At 71.1% G+C, this 13,426-nt stretch carries 17 protein-coding genes; 15 read left to right on the top strand and 2 right to left on the bottom strand.

The genetic code is table 11. The features are described 5' to 3' along the window. Positions 1-6: 6 nt before the first annotated feature. The gene (locus tag ACGFZK_RS09500) at positions 7-825 is read left to right on the top strand and encodes a phosphatase PAP2 family protein (RefSeq protein WP_393848269.1); all 819 of its coding nucleotides are present in this window, start codon (positions 7-9) and stop codon (positions 823-825) included. A 7-nt stretch (positions 826-832) separates the two neighbouring features. On the opposite strand, the gene ACGFZK_RS09495 is transcribed toward ACGFZK_RS09500, so the two are convergent. Both ACGFZK_RS09495 and ACGFZK_RS09490 read right to left on the bottom strand, forming a co-directional pair. Beyond that, positions 833-2,038: a PP2C family protein-serine/threonine phosphatase gene (locus tag ACGFZK_RS09495; protein WP_393848268.1), complete on the bottom strand. Its 1,206-nt coding sequence runs from the start codon at positions 2,036-2,038 to the stop codon at positions 833-835. Further along, positions 2,035-3,648: an ATP-binding protein gene (locus ACGFZK_RS09490; RefSeq protein WP_393848267.1), complete on the bottom strand. Its 1,614-nt coding sequence runs from the start codon at positions 3,646-3,648 to the stop codon at positions 2,035-2,037. The genes ACGFZK_RS09495 and ACGFZK_RS09490 overlap by 4 nt, the downstream gene beginning before the upstream one ends. A 117-nt stretch (positions 3,649-3,765) precedes the next feature. On the opposite strand from ACGFZK_RS09490, the gene ACGFZK_RS09485 reads away from it, so the two are divergent. From ACGFZK_RS09485 to ACGFZK_RS09420, 14 genes are all read left to right on the top strand, one after another. Continuing rightward, positions 3,766-4,119, top strand: coding sequence for a hypothetical protein (locus ACGFZK_RS09485; RefSeq protein ID WP_393848266.1), 354 nt, complete (start codon positions 3,766-3,768; stop codon positions 4,117-4,119). Then, a complete protein-coding gene (locus ACGFZK_RS09480) occupies positions 4,119-4,547 on the top strand; it encodes a response regulator (protein ID WP_393848265.1) in 429 nt (142 codons plus the stop codon). Before ACGFZK_RS09485 ends, ACGFZK_RS09480 begins: the two co-directional genes overlap by 1 nt. A gap of 112 nt (positions 4,548-4,659) precedes the next feature. Next, positions 4,660-6,168 (top strand): FMN-binding glutamate synthase family protein, encoded by a 1,509-nt coding sequence (locus ACGFZK_RS09475; protein WP_393848264.1) that lies wholly within the window; start codon positions 4,660-4,662, stop codon positions 6,166-6,168. A gap of 21 nt (positions 6,169-6,189) precedes the next feature. Beyond that, positions 6,190-7,929, top strand: coding sequence for a thiamine pyrophosphate-dependent enzyme (locus tag ACGFZK_RS09470; RefSeq protein ID WP_393848263.1), 1,740 nt, complete (start codon positions 6,190-6,192; stop codon positions 7,927-7,929). Between the two features lie 220 nt (positions 7,930-8,149). Beyond that, positions 8,150-8,461: a gas vesicle protein GvpO gene (gene gvpO / locus ACGFZK_RS09465; protein WP_393848262.1), complete on the top strand. Its 312-nt coding sequence runs from the start codon at positions 8,150-8,152 to the stop codon at positions 8,459-8,461. Between the two features lie 49 nt (positions 8,462-8,510). After that, positions 8,511-8,957 carry a gas vesicle structural protein GvpA gene (locus tag ACGFZK_RS09460; protein WP_393848261.1) on the top strand — a complete coding sequence of 149 codons (447 nt, stop codon included), beginning with the start codon at positions 8,511-8,513 and terminating at the stop codon, positions 8,955-8,957. Then, positions 8,954-9,673 (top strand): GvpL/GvpF family gas vesicle protein, encoded by a 720-nt coding sequence (locus ACGFZK_RS09455; protein WP_393848260.1) that lies wholly within the window; start codon positions 8,954-8,956, stop codon positions 9,671-9,673. The genes ACGFZK_RS09460 and ACGFZK_RS09455 overlap by 4 nt, the downstream gene beginning before the upstream one ends. Before the next feature lie 5 nt (positions 9,674-9,678). After that, entirely contained in the window at positions 9,679-9,915 is a 237-nt protein-coding gene (locus tag ACGFZK_RS09450) for a gas vesicle protein GvpG (protein WP_393848259.1), read from the top strand. A gap of 8 nt (positions 9,916-9,923) precedes the next feature. Beyond that, on the top strand, positions 9,924-10,622 hold the full coding sequence (locus ACGFZK_RS09445) for a DNA primase (protein WP_393848258.1): 699 nt from the start codon (positions 9,924-9,926) through the stop codon (positions 10,620-10,622). Next, the gene (locus ACGFZK_RS09440) at positions 10,615-11,763 is read left to right on the top strand and encodes an SRPBCC family protein (protein ID WP_393848257.1); all 1,149 of its coding nucleotides are present in this window, start codon (positions 10,615-10,617) and stop codon (positions 11,761-11,763) included. Before ACGFZK_RS09445 ends, ACGFZK_RS09440 begins: the two co-directional genes overlap by 8 nt. Then, positions 11,760-12,080 carry a gas vesicle protein gene (locus ACGFZK_RS09435; protein WP_393848256.1) on the top strand — a complete coding sequence of 107 codons (321 nt, stop codon included), beginning with the start codon at positions 11,760-11,762 and terminating at the stop codon, positions 12,078-12,080. Before ACGFZK_RS09440 ends, ACGFZK_RS09435 begins: the two co-directional genes overlap by 4 nt. Beyond that, positions 12,080-12,934 carry a GvpL/GvpF family gas vesicle protein gene (locus tag ACGFZK_RS09430; protein ID WP_393848255.1) on the top strand — a complete coding sequence of 285 codons (855 nt, stop codon included), beginning with the start codon at positions 12,080-12,082 and terminating at the stop codon, positions 12,932-12,934. The genes ACGFZK_RS09435 and ACGFZK_RS09430 overlap by 1 nt, the downstream gene beginning before the upstream one ends. Continuing rightward, positions 12,931-13,116 carry a gas vesicle protein gene (locus ACGFZK_RS09425; protein ID WP_393848254.1) on the top strand — a complete coding sequence of 62 codons (186 nt, stop codon included), beginning with the start codon at positions 12,931-12,933 and terminating at the stop codon, positions 13,114-13,116. The genes ACGFZK_RS09430 and ACGFZK_RS09425 overlap by 4 nt, the downstream gene beginning before the upstream one ends. Next, positions 13,113-13,385 carry a gas vesicle protein K gene (locus ACGFZK_RS09420; RefSeq protein WP_393848253.1) on the top strand — a complete coding sequence of 91 codons (273 nt, stop codon included), beginning with the start codon at positions 13,113-13,115 and terminating at the stop codon, positions 13,383-13,385. Before ACGFZK_RS09425 ends, ACGFZK_RS09420 begins: the two co-directional genes overlap by 4 nt. Positions 13,386-13,426 lie beyond the last annotated feature (41 nt).

Raw genomic sequence — 13,426 nt, 5'->3', positions numbered from 1 at the left:
CCGACCATGACGGAGCGATCCAACCGGCCCCGGCCCCGGCGGCTGCTCGCGCGACTGGTGTCCGGGCGGGCCGGTCCCGACGCCCGGTTCGGCATGCGGCTGGTGGCGACCTCGGCCGCGACCGCGCTGGCGGCCGTGCCCTTCTCCCTCGCGCTGGTCCTGGTGGAGTCGCAGTGGCCGCCGCTGCGCCGCCTCGACCAGGGCGCCGCCGAGTGGCTGCACCGCACCGCACTCGACCACCCCGCCTGGGTCCGGGTGCTCGAATTCCTGACGCACGTCGCCTGGGGGCCGCTGACCATGCGGCTGCTGGTGGCCGCGGTGGTGGTGTGGCTGCTGTGGCACCGGGCGCTGCGGCTGGCCGCCTGGGCGGCCGTGACCGCCGTCGCGGGGGGCCTGGTGGGCCTGCTGGCGAAGAACGTGGTCGAGCGCGCCCGGCCACATCTGCCCGACCCGGTCTCCCAGGCGCCCGGGTTCTCCTTCCCCTCCGGGCACGCCATGACGGCCACCACCTCCTGCGCCGTGCTGCTGCTGGTCCTGCTTCCCCTGGTGCCGCGCGCGTGGCGCCCGCTGGCGTGGGTGCTCGCCGTGGCCGCGGTGCTCGGCGTCGGCGGCACGCGGGTGGCGCTCGGCGTGCACTGGGTGAGCGACGTGGTCGGTGGCTGGCTGCTCGGCCTCGCCGTGGTCACCGCCACCACCCTCGCCTTCGAGGCGTGGCGCAGCGACATCGGCCGCCCCCGCACCACGCCCGCCCAGGGCCTGGAGCCGGAGCTGGTGACGGCGCACCCGGAACCCCCGGCAGGCGGCGGGGGCGCCGGCCGCCCCTGAGAGCGGATCAGCTCGGTGGCGGGGGAGTGTGCCAGTCCAGGCGCAGGACGGCCAGGTCGTCGGTGTGCCGGCCGGCGTTGCGGGCGCGGGTTTCCTTGATGAGGAGATCGATGTGGGCGGCGGGGTCCGACGGCGGCAGCTGTTCGATCAGGGCGAGCAGCCCCTCGGTTCCGAGACGTCCTCCCGTCGACGTGCCGTCGTGGCCTTCGGTGAGACCGTCGGTGTAGAGGGTCAGGGCGCCTGTCCGGGGGAGGGGGATCGAAGTGGCGGGCCAGGAGTGCGGGGGTGGTGCGATGCCGAGCGCCATGCCGTAGGCCGCCTCCGTCTCCCGTGTCCCGTCCACGGTGCTGAGCAGGGGTACGTCGTGGCCGGCCAGGTGGACGGTCGCGGTCGCGGCCGTCAGGTCGAGGGTGAGCAGGGCGCAGGTGGCGAACAGCGGCTGTTCGCCGCGTTCGGCGATCAGAAGGCGTTCCAGGAGGCGCAGGAGGTCGGCGCCGCGGTGTCCGCCGAGGATCAGGGAGCGCCAGGCGATGCGCAGGCAGACCCCGAGAGCTGCGGCATCGGGTCCGTGGCCGCTGACGTCGCCGATGACGGCGTGGAGCAGTCCCTCGTCGCCTTCGACGACGTCGAGGAAGTCCCCGCCGAGGAGTGCCTGCTCGCGCCCGGGGAGGTAGCGGGTCGTGACGGTGACCGTGCTGGTGTCGAGCATCGGCTGGGGCAACAGCCCACGCTCCAGGCGTGCGTTCTCCGCCGCTCGCAGGCGTGCGGCCTGCGCCAGGGCGTCCGCACGTTCGGTCTGGCTGCGGTAGACCGCGTAGGCGACCGTGCGCCGGAGCAGGTCCGCGTCCACCTTGCCCTTGACGAGGTAGTCCTGGGCGCCGGCGGCCATGGCGTCGGCGCCGGCCTGCTTCTCCGACAGCCCGGTCAGGACGATCACCGCGGTGTGCGGGGCCGATTCGCGGACGGCGGTGACACCGGCCATGCCCGAGACGTCGGGCAGGTGCAGGTCCAGCAGGACGCAGTCGGCCTGAAGACGGGCGAGTTCGACGCGGGCGTCGGCCAAGGTCGTGGTCACGGCCAGGGTGAACTGCAGACCGGTGTCGTGGAGCAGCTCCTCCACGAGGAGGGCGTCGGCCTCGTCGTCCTCGATCAGCAGGACGCGGTACGTCGGTTCGGCCGCCGGTGGTGGTGGCGTCGGCTCGGTCGCAATCATGGCGTCTGCTCCGCTCGACCGTGCTTCGTTCCCTCGTGCTTCGTCCCCTCGTGTCCCGTGCCCTCGGGCGGCGCGCTGGCGAGGGTGAACACGATGCGGGTGCCGTCGGTGTACGCGGGGTCGATGCCGATGGTCCCGCCGTGGAACTCGACGATCTTCTTGCACATGGCCAAGCCGATGCCGCTGCCGTTGTAGGCGTCCTTGGTGTGCAGGCGCTGGAAGATGACGAACACCTTCTCGGCGTACTCGGGAGCGATGCCGATGCCGTTGTCGGTCACCGCGAACCGCCACAGCTCACCGTCCCGCTCGGCCTCGACGTGGATCCTCGGGGGCTCGCCGGGGCGGCGGAACTTGACCGCGTTGCTGAGCAGGTTCTGCCAGAGCATTCCCATTTGCGTGGGGTCCGCGACCAGCGTGGGCAGGGGGCCCTGAGTGATCACGGCCTCGGACTCCTCGATGGCGTCGCTGAGTACCGAGAGCGTCCGCTTCAGCACTGCGTCGAGGTCGACGTCCTGGTGCGTGGAGTGGACCCGGCCCACCCGTGAGAAGTCCAGGAGGTCGTTGATGAGGGTCTGCATGCGGTTCGCGCCGTCGACGGCGTAGTCGATGTACTGGTCCGCCTTGGCGTCGATCTGGCCGCCGTAGCGGCGTTTGAGGAGCTGGGTGAAGCTGGAGACCTTCCGCAGCGGCTCCTGAAGGTCGTGGGAGGCCACGTACGCGAACTGTTCCAGCTCGGCGTTGGACCGCTTGAGGTCGGCGGCCTGCGCGTCCAGGCGCGAGCGGGCCTCCTCGGTGAACGCGAGTTCCCGTACGAGCCGCACGCGCATGGAGTCGATCTCGGCACCCAGCAGACGCAGGTCCGCCGGGCCGGTGGCGGTGATGGGGTGCTCGAAGTTGCCGCCGGTGACCGTGCGGGCATCCGCGACGAGCTGGTCCAGCGGTGTGGTGATGCCGCGGCGCAGACCCTCGAAGACCAGGGCGGCGAGAGCGATGATGACCAGCGCGATCGCGGTGAAGATCCAGTTCCGCGTGGCCATGGTCGCCAGCAGTTCTTCCCGGCCGTTCGCGCGGTCGAGGCGCAGTGCCTCCTGCTGCCCGGTCATCGCCGCGCGCACGGCGTCGAAGGAGTCCTTGCCCTCCGCCGCGCGCTCGGTGGACAGGGGGGAGGGCGTCCCGGGCGGGGAGGCGGCGATCGGCCGGGCGATCCGCTGCTGCCACGTCTCTGCCGCGTCCTCGACGGTTTTCAGGTCCCTCAGGGCGTCGGCGTCGCCACTGAGCAGTTCCGCGAGCCTGGCGGTGTGCGTCTTCTCGTCGGCGAGCCCCTGCTGGTAGGGGGTCAGGAAGTCGGCGGTGCCGGTGGCGCCGTAGCCGCGGATTCCGGTCTCCTGGTTGAGCAGGGCCGATTCCAGGCGGATCGAGGTCGTCAGTGCGGAAGACTGCACGTCCACCAGTTCCTCGCTGATCGAGGCTGTCCGTGACAGGACCCAGGCTCCCGTCAACCCGAGCAGGGCCAGCACCACCAGGGACACCGCCACGCCCACGCGAAGCCAACGCCGGGTCGTCCACGCGGACAGACCTCGTGGACGCGGCAGCCCTTCTTCGCCGGTCATCTCGTACGCCCCTCCACCGTTGCAGCCGCTTCCCGGACGGAGTGCGGCCCGCATACTGTAGTGCGGCCGCGACAACCCTTGTTGTCGAGGTTCCCGCAAAGCCCTAGAGTGCCTGGCATGCCGGGCCGGAACGTCGTAGCGCTGACATCACTCCAGGAAACCTCCGCCGTGGGCGCGGCGGTCGCGGACCTCGCCCGGCTCCTCACGCTCCAGCGCATGGACGCAATGACGCCGGCCCGGGCAAACGACCCCTCTCAGGCCCGAACCCAGGCTCTGGCCCTGCTGCTCGTGCTGGACCAGGTCCGGCTCGCCGCGGAACGTCTCCAGCACGACGCGGCCGCGGACGCGGCTCGCGCGGGAGCCGGATACCCGCAGCTCGGCGACACATGCGGAATCACCCGCCAAGGAGCCCGCAGACGCTGGCCCGGCCTTTCCACCCCACCCACGACAACCTCACGGAGCATCCTGTGATGACCGCCCCCACCCGCGCCTACGATGTCCTGCTCGTCGAGGACGACATGGCCGACGCCATGCTCATCGAAGAGGCGCTCTCCGAACGGGGGGCCCGCAACCTGGTTCAGGTCACCGACGGACTCGCAGCACTGGAACACCTGCGTGCCCCCGGCAGCATCCGCCCGGACCTCATCGTCCTGGACCTCAACATGCCCCGGATGAACGGCCGCGACCTGCTCCAGGTCCTGAAGACCGACGAAGCCCTGCAGACCATTCCCGTCGTCGTCCTCACCACCTCGTCAGCGCCCGAGGACATCGTCGGCGCCTACAGCAGTCACGCCAACGCCTACGTCACCAAGCCCGTCAACCTCGACGAATTCGAGAAGGCCGTCCAGAGCATCGACGCCTTCTACCTCGACATCGCCGCTCGCCCGCCCCGTACCTGAACCCGCCCCGTACCCGAACCCACCCCGTACCCGAACCCACCCGTCCATCGACACGCAGCCGACGCACTGAGGTGACGCGGTTGACGGGTGGGCTTCGGGACACACGCGCGGTGTGCTGAAAATACTTCTCTTCGTCCTGCTCGGATCGCTCGTGGTGCTGGCCGTCCACGACCTCGTGCAGCGCCGGCATTCCCTCCTGCGGAACTACCCGCTGCTGGGGCACCTGCGGTTCGCCCTGGAGGCGCTGCGTCCGGAGATCCAGCAGTACTTCATCGAGCGGAACTTCGACGGCCGCCCCTTCGACCGGGACACTCGCAGCATCGTCTACGAGCGGGCCAAGGGCACCGACGACGAGGAGCCCTTCGGTACCGAACGCGACATCTACCAGGTCGGCAGCGAGTACCTGACCCCGTCCATGGCCCCACGACCGGTGCGCGCCGACCCGCCCCGGGTCCGGATCGGCGGCCCCGACTGCACCCGGCCCTACGACATGGCCCTCCTGAACGTCTCGGCGATGAGTTTCGGCTCGCTGTCCGCCAACGCCGTCCTGGCCCTCAACACCGGTGCCCAGCTGGGCGGCTTCGCCCAGGACACCGGGGAGGGCGGTCTTTCCGAGTACCACCTGAGACCCGGCGGGGACCTCGTGTGGGAGATCGGCACCGGCTACTTCGGCTGCCGTACCGACGACGGGGACTTCGACGCGCGTCAGTTCGCCGAGAAGGCGGCACACGATCAGGTCAAGTGCGTATCGCTGAAGATCAGCCAAGGCGCCAAGCCCGGCATCGGGGGAGTGCTGCCGGGCGCCAAGGTGAACGCGGAGATCGCGGAGGTCCGCGGCGTCCCCCAAGGACGGACCGTGGTCTCTCCGCCCTTCCACCGCGTCTACTCCACCCCCCGCGAACTGGTCCGCTTCCTGGCACGGATGCGCGAGCTGGCCGGCGGCAAGCCCGTCGGGTTCAAGCTGTGCGTCGGCTCCCGCCGCGAATTCCTCGCCGTCTGCAAAGCCATGCTGGAGGAGGACACCACGCCCGACTTCATCGTCGTCGACGGCGCGGAGGGCGGTACGGGCGCTGCGCCGCTGGAGTTCGCGGACAACGTCGGCCTACCGCTCGGTGAGGGGCTGATGGCCGTGCACAACGCCCTGGTGGGCGTCGGTCTGCGCGACCGCGTACGGATCGGGGCCTCCGGCAAGGTCGCCACCGGAAGCGACCTCGTCAAACGCCTGCTCCAGGGCGCCGACTACACCAACGCCGCCCGCGCCATGATGTTCGCGATCGGCTGCATCCAGGCACAGCGCTGCCACACCAACACCTGCCCCGTGGGGGTCGCCACCCAGGACCCGCGGAGGGCCCGCGCCGTCGACGTCGGCGACAAATCGCGACGCGTCGAGCGCTACCAGAAGGCCACGGTCCGCAGCGCCCTTCAGATCATGGCGGCGATGGGTGTCGACGGTCCGTCCGGGCTGCGCCCCCACCAACTGCTGCAGCGGGTGGACCCGCACACCGTGCGCTCGTACGCGGAACTCCACGACTGGCTCACCCCCGGCCAGCTGCTCGCATCAGCGCCCGACAGCTGGGCATCCGACTGGCGGGCGGCCGATCCGGACCGCTTCACCCACTGAGACCGAGGGAAGGGCACTGCTGTGGCACGAACCGTGGCCCACGTGATCGTCGACGCACTCAAGGACCTGGGCGTCCGGCACGTCTTCGGCGTCGTCGGAGACGCCCTGAACCCCTTGACCGACGCGATCCGCACCACCGACGACCTGACCTGGGTCGGCTGCCGGCACGAAGAGGCAGCAGCCTTCGCGGCGGGGGCGCAGTCACAGCTCTCCGGCACCCTCGGCGTGTGCATGGGCACGGTCGGACCCGGCTCCGTACACCTCCTCAACGGGCTCTACGACGCCGCCAAGAGCCGTACCCCGGTCCTTGCGATCTGCGGACAGGTGCCGCTCGCCGAGATCGGCAGCGACTACTTCCAGGAAGTGGACAACGACCTGCTCTTCCGCGACGTCGCCGTCTACCGGGCCACGGTCACCTCCCCGGAGCAGATGCCGCGGATGCTGGAGTCCGCCGTACGAGCCGCCGTGACCCGGGGCGGCGTTGCCGTCCTGACCGTGCCCGGCGACCTGGGGGACCAGGAGCTCGGCGACGACCGTCCGGCGCGCTTCACCCTCGAGCGCGCCGTCACCCGGCCCGACGAACCGGCCATCGCCGAGGCCGCCGAACTCCTGAACGCCGCATCCCGCGTCACCCTGCTCGTCGGCCGGGGAGCCCGCGATGCCCGCACCGAAGTCCTCCGGACCGCCGAGCTGCTCGCCGCCCCCATGGTGCTCACCCTGAAGGCGAAGGAGGGCTTCGAGGGCGACAACCCCTTCCAGGTCGGCCAGACCGGCCTGATCGGCAACCCCGCCGCCTCCCACGCCCTCGACCACGGCGACGTGCTCCTCATGCTGGGCACCGACTTCCCCTACCGGGACTGGTACCCGAAGGACTGCAAGGTGGTCCAGATCGACACCCGTGAGGAGCACCTGGGGCGCCGCGTCCCCGTGGACGTGGGCCTCGCCGGCGACGTGGGTGCCACGCTGCGCGCCCTGCTCCCGCTGCTGAAGGAGGTTCCCCCCGAGGGACCGGGCCGCGCGCACCTGGACGACGCACGGGACCGGTTCGCGCAGTGGGAGGAAGGCCAGCGCCGCCTGGCCGACCCCGCCCACGAGCGCCGCTGGACCGGCAAGTTGCGCGCGGCGCTGGACAACCGTGACCACGAGATCCGGCCGGAGGCGCTGGCTGCCGCGGTCGACGCGTACGCGGCCGACGACGCCGTCTTCACCTCCGACACCGGGATGGCCACCGTCTGGCTCTCCCGCTTCGTCGCCATGCGTGGAACCAGGCGCCTGATCGGCTCGTACAACCTCGGCTCGATGGCCAATGCCATGCCCCAGGCCCTCGGCGCCCAGCTCTGGGCTCCCGACCGCCAGATCGTCGCCTTCTGCGGTGACGGCGGGCTCGGCATGCTGCTCGGCGACCTGATGACCCTCGCCACGTACCGGCTTCCGGTGAAGCTGGTCGTCTTCGACAACCGCAGGCTGGGCATGGTCAAGCTCGAACAGGAGCAGGCGGGCCTGCCGGAATTCGGCACGGAACTCGACAATCCCGACTTCGCCGCCGTCGCCACGGCGCTCGGCCTCACCGGGATCCGCGTCACCGATCCGGCCGAGCTCCACGACAGCGTGCGCCGGGCACTCGAGACCCCGGGCCCGGTCCTGCTGGACGTGCTGACCAACCCGGAGGAAGTGGCCGTACCGGGCAAGCCGACCGTGGCGCAGGGCTGGGGCTTCGCCATCGCCAAGGTCAAGGAGATCCTCCCGAGCCGCGAGGACTGAGGCGGCGGAGCGGGAGGAGGCGCCGGCCCGTCGAGGTCCTGGAGGCACAGGAGGGGCTCGGAGGCACAGGAGGGGCTCGGAGGCGCCGTCCGTGCGCGTCCACGCGCTGAGGGACGGCGCGGCAGCACAGCGAAACCGGACAAAAGTGACGCACCGTCTCGTGCTCGATTCCGCACAGTTTGAGGTCCGGCCAGGCGGCCATACGCGACAGGAGGAAGTCATGGCCAACACATCTGACAACGGCACACAGAAGAAGGCGGACGAGGGGAAGCCCCCGCGTCCGGCAGCGGTGATCCTTTCGGCGATGCAGCAGCTCTCCCAGCTGCTCGGCCTGCCGGCGGAAGCGGTGAGCTCGTGCGAGCGCGCCGACGACGGCACCTGGAAGCTCGCGGTCGAAATCATCGAACTGCCCCGCGTCCCGGACACGATGACGCTGCTCGCCTCGTACGACGTCGAAGTCGACGCCGACGGCGAGCTCATCGGCTACCGGCGCGTCCGCCGTTACGAAAGGGGTCGCGCAGACCGCCGCTGAACGCGGCAACTCCCGGCCCTGCCCCCCGAGAAGAAAGGGAACCGGAACAATGACTGTCGTTCCTGCCCAGCCCGCGCCCGCCGCCTCCGGTGGCGGCTCCAGCGGCCTGTACGACGTACTCGAACTCGTCCTGGACCGCGGTCTGGTCATCGACGCGTTCGTACGGGTCTCCCTCGTCGGCATCGAGATCCTCAAGATCGACATACGCGTCGTCGTGGCCAGCGTCGACACCTATCTGCGGTTCGCCGAGGCCTGTAACCGCCTCGACCTGGAAGCCGGCCCGCGCAAGAGCCCCGGCCTGCCCGACCTCGTCGGCGAGATGACCGAGTCCGGGGCGCGCGGCAAGACCAAGGGCGCCCTCAGCGGCGCCGCGCAGACCATCTCCGACGCCTTCAGCCAGGCGCGCGACGAGAGCTCGGAGGACAAGAGCTCGGAAGAGAAGAGCGCGAGCCGGCCGCGTCGGCGCACCACCACCCGTCGGGAGGAGAAGGAATGAGCACCTACGTCTACGGAATCGCCCGCGCCTCGCAGAAGCTTCCCGGAGCCATCGACGGGATAGGCGAACCACCGCTGCCGGTCCGCACCGTACAGGCCGGTGAGCTGGTGGCCCTGGTCAGCGACGCACCCACCGAGCTGAAGGCGAAGCGGCGCGACCTGCTGGCCCACCAGAGGGTGGTGATCCAGGCCCAGTCGGGCGGACCCGTCCTGCCGATGCGCTTCGGCGGCGTGTCCCCCGACGACGACGCGGTGGGCGCGGTCCTCAGCGAGCACCACGACCGGTACCTGGAGCGTCTGGACGTCCTGGCGGGCCGGGACGAGTACAACGTCAAGGCCAACCACCACGAGGAGGCGGTTCTCTACGCCGTCCTCGCGGCCGACCCCCAGCTCCGCGCCCGGCACCAGGCCAACCGTGCGGCGGGCGGCGGCACCCACGAGGACAAGCTGGTGTTCGGCGAGCTGGTCGCCCGCGCCGTCTCCGAGCGCGAGCGCGCCGACGCCGTACTGATCGAGCAGACCCTCGCGCCCCTCGCCGAGGGGGTGCACCGGGGCCCCGACAGCACCGGCTGGCTGGCCAACCTCTCGTTCCTCGTCGACCGGGAGCGGCGCAAGGACTTCCTCGCTGCCGTCCGCGCCCTGCACGAGCAGCACGAACACCTCCAGGTGCAGGCGACCGGACCGCTGCCGCCGTACAGCTTCGCCGACGCGGGCTGAGCGCCATGGGCCTGCTGAAGGAGGTACTGCTGCTGCCGGCCGCGCCGTTGCGCGGCACGGCGTGGGTGCTGCGTCAGGTCGTCTCGGAGGCGGAGCGGCAGTACTACGACCCTGCCGTCGTCCAGCGCGAGCTCGCACAGCTGGTCGCCGCCTTCGAGGCAGGAGAGATGGACGAGTCCGAGTTCGACCGCCGGGAGGACGAGCTCCTGGCCCGACTGGAAAACGGGATGCGACCGCAATGAACAACCGGATGGCAATGGGACTGGCCGTCAGCGCCGGTTACGTACTGGGGCGGACGAAGAAGGCCAAGCTGGCCTTCGGTCTGACCACCCTGGTACTCGGCCGCAAGCTCGCTCCCAACGGAGCCTCGATCGTGTCCTTCGTGGGCAACCGGCTGGGCGACAACCCACAGTTCAAGGAGCTCCGGGAGCAGTTGCGTACGGATCTGCGCGGAGTGGGGTCGGCGGCCACGCGCGCCCTGGTCGACCGTCGGCTGGAGGCGGTCGCCGACCGGCTGCACGACCGTACGCTGGATGTGCAGGACCGCCTCGCGGGCATCACCGGCGGCGACGACGGGGCCGGGGACGGCGGCGAGCGCTACGCGAACGACGCGAGCGACGAGGAGGACGAGGACGATGAGGGCGGCGGCGCCGAACGGCCCGCCCGCAAGCGTCCGGCGACCCGCAAGCAGGCGGCCGCCCGAACGGGCAGCCGTCGTGCCGCCACCTCCTCGTCCACGGCCGGAAGCGCGGCCAAGGGCACGGCCAAGGGCACGGCCACGGGCACGGCCAAGGGCACGGCCAAGAGCGGGACCAGGAGCGCGACCAAGAGCGCGGCCAAGAGTCCCGAGAGGACGAGGGCGAGCGGCAGGAGCACCGGCAAGCGGCCTGCCCGGGGCGCCGCGAATCGGTCCGCCGGCAGCGGCCGGGGAGGTGACGGCGATGCCTGAGTCCACCCTGGCACGGCTCAAGGACAGCCCCGCCGCCGACCGGGCGAAGGAGGAGCTGGAGCACTACCTCATCGCCCAGGCCGAACGCCTCCTGGTGGGCGCCGGCCGGGCGATGGGCCGCTCCACCGCCCACCTGAACGCCCTCGCCGACGGCAGCAGCCCCGGGCTGAAGGCACTGGCCCTCGACAGCGCCCGCAAGATCGGCAAGGGCCGCGGGCCCTTGCGGGCGGTCGTCGAAGCCGGTGCGAAGCAGGCCAAGGACAAGGCTGCGAACGCCCTGCGCGAGCGGCTGGGCAGGCGAGGCGGCAAGCCCGGCCGCGGCCGGCCCACCGTCATCCTGGAGTCGGTGGACGTCGGGGTACCCGTCGAGGACGCCTACAACCAGTGGACGCGTTACCGGGACTTCCCCGAGTTCGCGAACGCGGTCACCAGCGCCGAGGCCGTCGACGAGACCACCAGCAACTGGAACGCCAAGATCTTCTGGTCCCGGCGCAGCTGGACGGCCCACATCACCGAGCAGATCCCCGACGAGCGCATCGCCTGGACCTCCGAAGGCCACAAGGGCACCACCCGCGGCGTGGTCACCTTCCACGAACTCGCGGTCGACCTCACCCGCGTCCTGCTGGTCATCGAGTACCACCCGCAGGGCTTCATGGAGAAGACCGCGAACCTCTGGCGCGCCCAGGGCCGGCGGGTGCGCCTGGACCTGAAGAACTACGCCCGCTTCCTCACCGTCAAGGGCGAGCGGCCCGACGGCTGGCGTGGCGAGATCCGCGAAGGCGAACTCGTCGACGCGCACGAGGACGAGCAGGAACAGCCCGAGGACCTCTACGAGGAAGAACCCGAGGCCGGGGCCGACGACGCCCCGCGCGGTGCGGACGACGCAGATGACGTCGATGACGCCGACGACGGGGAGTACGAAGAGGCCTACGAGGACGAAGGCGAGGGCGCGGAAGAGGACGAGCCCGAAGACCTCGACCTCGACGCCGAAGACGAGCGGCCGGAGCCGTACGAGGACGAGGACGAGGACGAGGACGAGGACGAGGACGAGCTAGCGGAAGAGCAAGCGGAAGAGACCCCCCAGGACGAGCCGGAAGCCGCGCAGACCCGCGGGCGCCGTGGAAGCCGACGGCGCGCATGACGATGCCCTCCGGCCTGCCCCGGGCCTACGACGACAACTCCAGCGCCAACCTCGCCGACATCCTCGAACGGGTCCTCGACAAGGGCGTGGTCATCGCCGGCGACATCCGCATCAACCTGCTCGACATCGAACTGCTCACCATCAAGCTCCGCCTGGTGGTCGCATCGGTCGACCGGGCCAAGGAGATGGGCATCGACTGGTGGGAACAGGACCCCGCGCTCTCCTCCAAGGCCCGGCACCGCGAGCTGGGGCGGGAGAACGAGGAACTACGCCGACGTGTCGCGGAGTTGGAAGCCCGCCATGAGGAGCACCCGTGATGCCCGTGCCCGTGATGCCCGAGACCCCCGTGGGCGACGAACTGCTCTACGTCTACACCGTGCTGCACACCGCGTCCCCGCCGGCCCCGCCCCTGGAGCTCGACGTCCACGCCCGTCTGGGTACGGGCCTGGAGTTCGTCGAGCACCAGGGGCTCACGGCGGTCGTCGAGCCCGTGGATGCGGCGGACTTCGACGAGCAGCCGCTGCGCTCCCACCTGGAAGACCTCGACTGGCTCGCCGGCGTGGCCAGGGCACACCACGAGGTGGTCGCCCGCGTCGGCCGCGGGAACACCACCGTGCCCCTCCGGCTCGCGACCATCTGCCGGGGCCGGCAAGGAGTCCGGCGGATGCTGGCCGAGGCCCACCAGCCCATCAGCGAGGCCCTGCGACGGGTCACGGACGCGGAGGAGTGGGGCGTCAAGCTCTACGCCCACACGCCCGACGACGCGCAGCCCGAGCCCGCCGAACCGGGTGCCACGGCCGAGCCGGGCCCCGCTGCCACCGCCGGCGCCCCCTCGGGCCGCGACTACCTGCGCCGCCGCCTCAGCGACCGCCGCGCCCAGGCCGACCGCACCGGCCAGGCCCAGCGCGCCGCCGAAGCCCTCCACCAGGAGCTTTCACACAAGGCGTCCGGTGCCGTGCTCCACCCACCCCAGCAGCGGCAACTCACCCAGGAGCCGGGGCAGAACGTCCTCAACGCCGCCTACCTCGTTCCCACCGCGCACCGCCAGGCCTTCCTCGACGGCATCCCGTCGGCCGACGACCTGCCGAGCGGCGTCAGGGTGGAGGTCACCGGACCCTGGGTGCCCTACTCCTTCACCCACACCAGCGCCGCGCCGGCCGAACCCTCATGATCGGAGACCAGGACGTCGCCCTCGTCGACCTCCTCGACCGCCTGCTGGCGGGCGGGGTGGTCCTCGCGGGCGACATCACCCTGCGGATCGCCGACATCGACCTCGTACGCATCGACCTCAAAGCCCTGATCAGCTCGGTGAACGACGCCGTTCCCTCACCCTGGACGGAGGGAGCCCCATGAGCCGCCCCCAACGGATGGACCTCGACCCCGACACCGTCGAACGCGACCTCGCCTGCCTCGTCCTCACCGTCATCGAACTCCTGCGTCAGCTGATGGAGCGCCAAGCCCTGCGCCGGGTCGAGACCGGCGGACTGACGGAGGACCAGGAGGAGCGACTCGGGCTGACCCTGATGCTCCTGGAGGACCGTATGGAGCTCCTCCGCACCCGCTTCGGGCTGGAGCCGGAGGATCTCAACATCGACCTCGGCCCGCTGGGGAAGCTGCTGTGAACCCGAGGTTTACCGAACGGAGTTCCGGTCACACGCGAGAC

The organism is Streptomyces sp. NPDC048257 (assembly GCF_043201855.1).
In the GTDB taxonomy this organism is placed as follows: Bacteria; Actinomycetota; Actinomycetes; order Streptomycetales; family Streptomycetaceae; genus Streptomyces.
This window is presented reverse-complemented; position numbering and strand designations above follow the sequence as displayed.

What these genes read in the sequence shown, in the direction of transcription:
- ACGFZK_RS09500 (WP_393848269.1), top strand. Translation starts at nt 7, where the DNA reads ATGACGGAGCGATCCAACCGGCCCCGGCCCCGGCGGCTGCTCGCGCGA.
- ACGFZK_RS09495 (WP_393848268.1), bottom strand. Translation starts at nt 2,038, where the DNA reads ATGATTGCGACCGAGCCGACGCCACCACCACCGGCGGCCGAACCGACG.
- ACGFZK_RS09490 (WP_393848267.1), bottom strand. Translation starts at nt 3,648, where the DNA reads ATGACCGGCGAAGAAGGGCTGCCGCGTCCACGAGGTCTGTCCGCGTGG.
- ACGFZK_RS09485 (WP_393848266.1), top strand. Translation starts at nt 3,766, where the DNA reads ATGCCGGGCCGGAACGTCGTAGCGCTGACATCACTCCAGGAAACCTCC.
- ACGFZK_RS09480 (WP_393848265.1), top strand. Translation starts at nt 4,119, where the DNA reads ATGACCGCCCCCACCCGCGCCTACGATGTCCTGCTCGTCGAGGACGAC.
- gvpO (WP_393848262.1), top strand. Translation starts at nt 8,150, where the DNA reads ATGGCCAACACATCTGACAACGGCACACAGAAGAAGGCGGACGAGGGG.
- ACGFZK_RS09460 (WP_393848261.1), top strand. Translation starts at nt 8,511, where the DNA reads ATGACTGTCGTTCCTGCCCAGCCCGCGCCCGCCGCCTCCGGTGGCGGC.
- ACGFZK_RS09455 (WP_393848260.1), top strand. Translation starts at nt 8,954, where the DNA reads ATGAGCACCTACGTCTACGGAATCGCCCGCGCCTCGCAGAAGCTTCCC.
- ACGFZK_RS09450 (WP_393848259.1), top strand. Translation starts at nt 9,679, where the DNA reads ATGGGCCTGCTGAAGGAGGTACTGCTGCTGCCGGCCGCGCCGTTGCGC.
- ACGFZK_RS09445 (WP_393848258.1), top strand. Translation starts at nt 9,924, where the DNA reads ATGGCAATGGGACTGGCCGTCAGCGCCGGTTACGTACTGGGGCGGACG.
- ACGFZK_RS09440 (WP_393848257.1), top strand. Translation starts at nt 10,615, where the DNA reads ATGCCTGAGTCCACCCTGGCACGGCTCAAGGACAGCCCCGCCGCCGAC.
- ACGFZK_RS09435 (WP_393848256.1), top strand. Translation starts at nt 11,760, where the DNA reads ATGACGATGCCCTCCGGCCTGCCCCGGGCCTACGACGACAACTCCAGC.
- ACGFZK_RS09430 (WP_393848255.1), top strand. Translation starts at nt 12,080, where the DNA reads ATGCCCGTGCCCGTGATGCCCGAGACCCCCGTGGGCGACGAACTGCTC.
- ACGFZK_RS09425 (WP_393848254.1), top strand. Translation starts at nt 12,931, where the DNA reads ATGATCGGAGACCAGGACGTCGCCCTCGTCGACCTCCTCGACCGCCTG.
- ACGFZK_RS09420 (WP_393848253.1), top strand. Translation starts at nt 13,113, where the DNA reads ATGAGCCGCCCCCAACGGATGGACCTCGACCCCGACACCGTCGAACGC.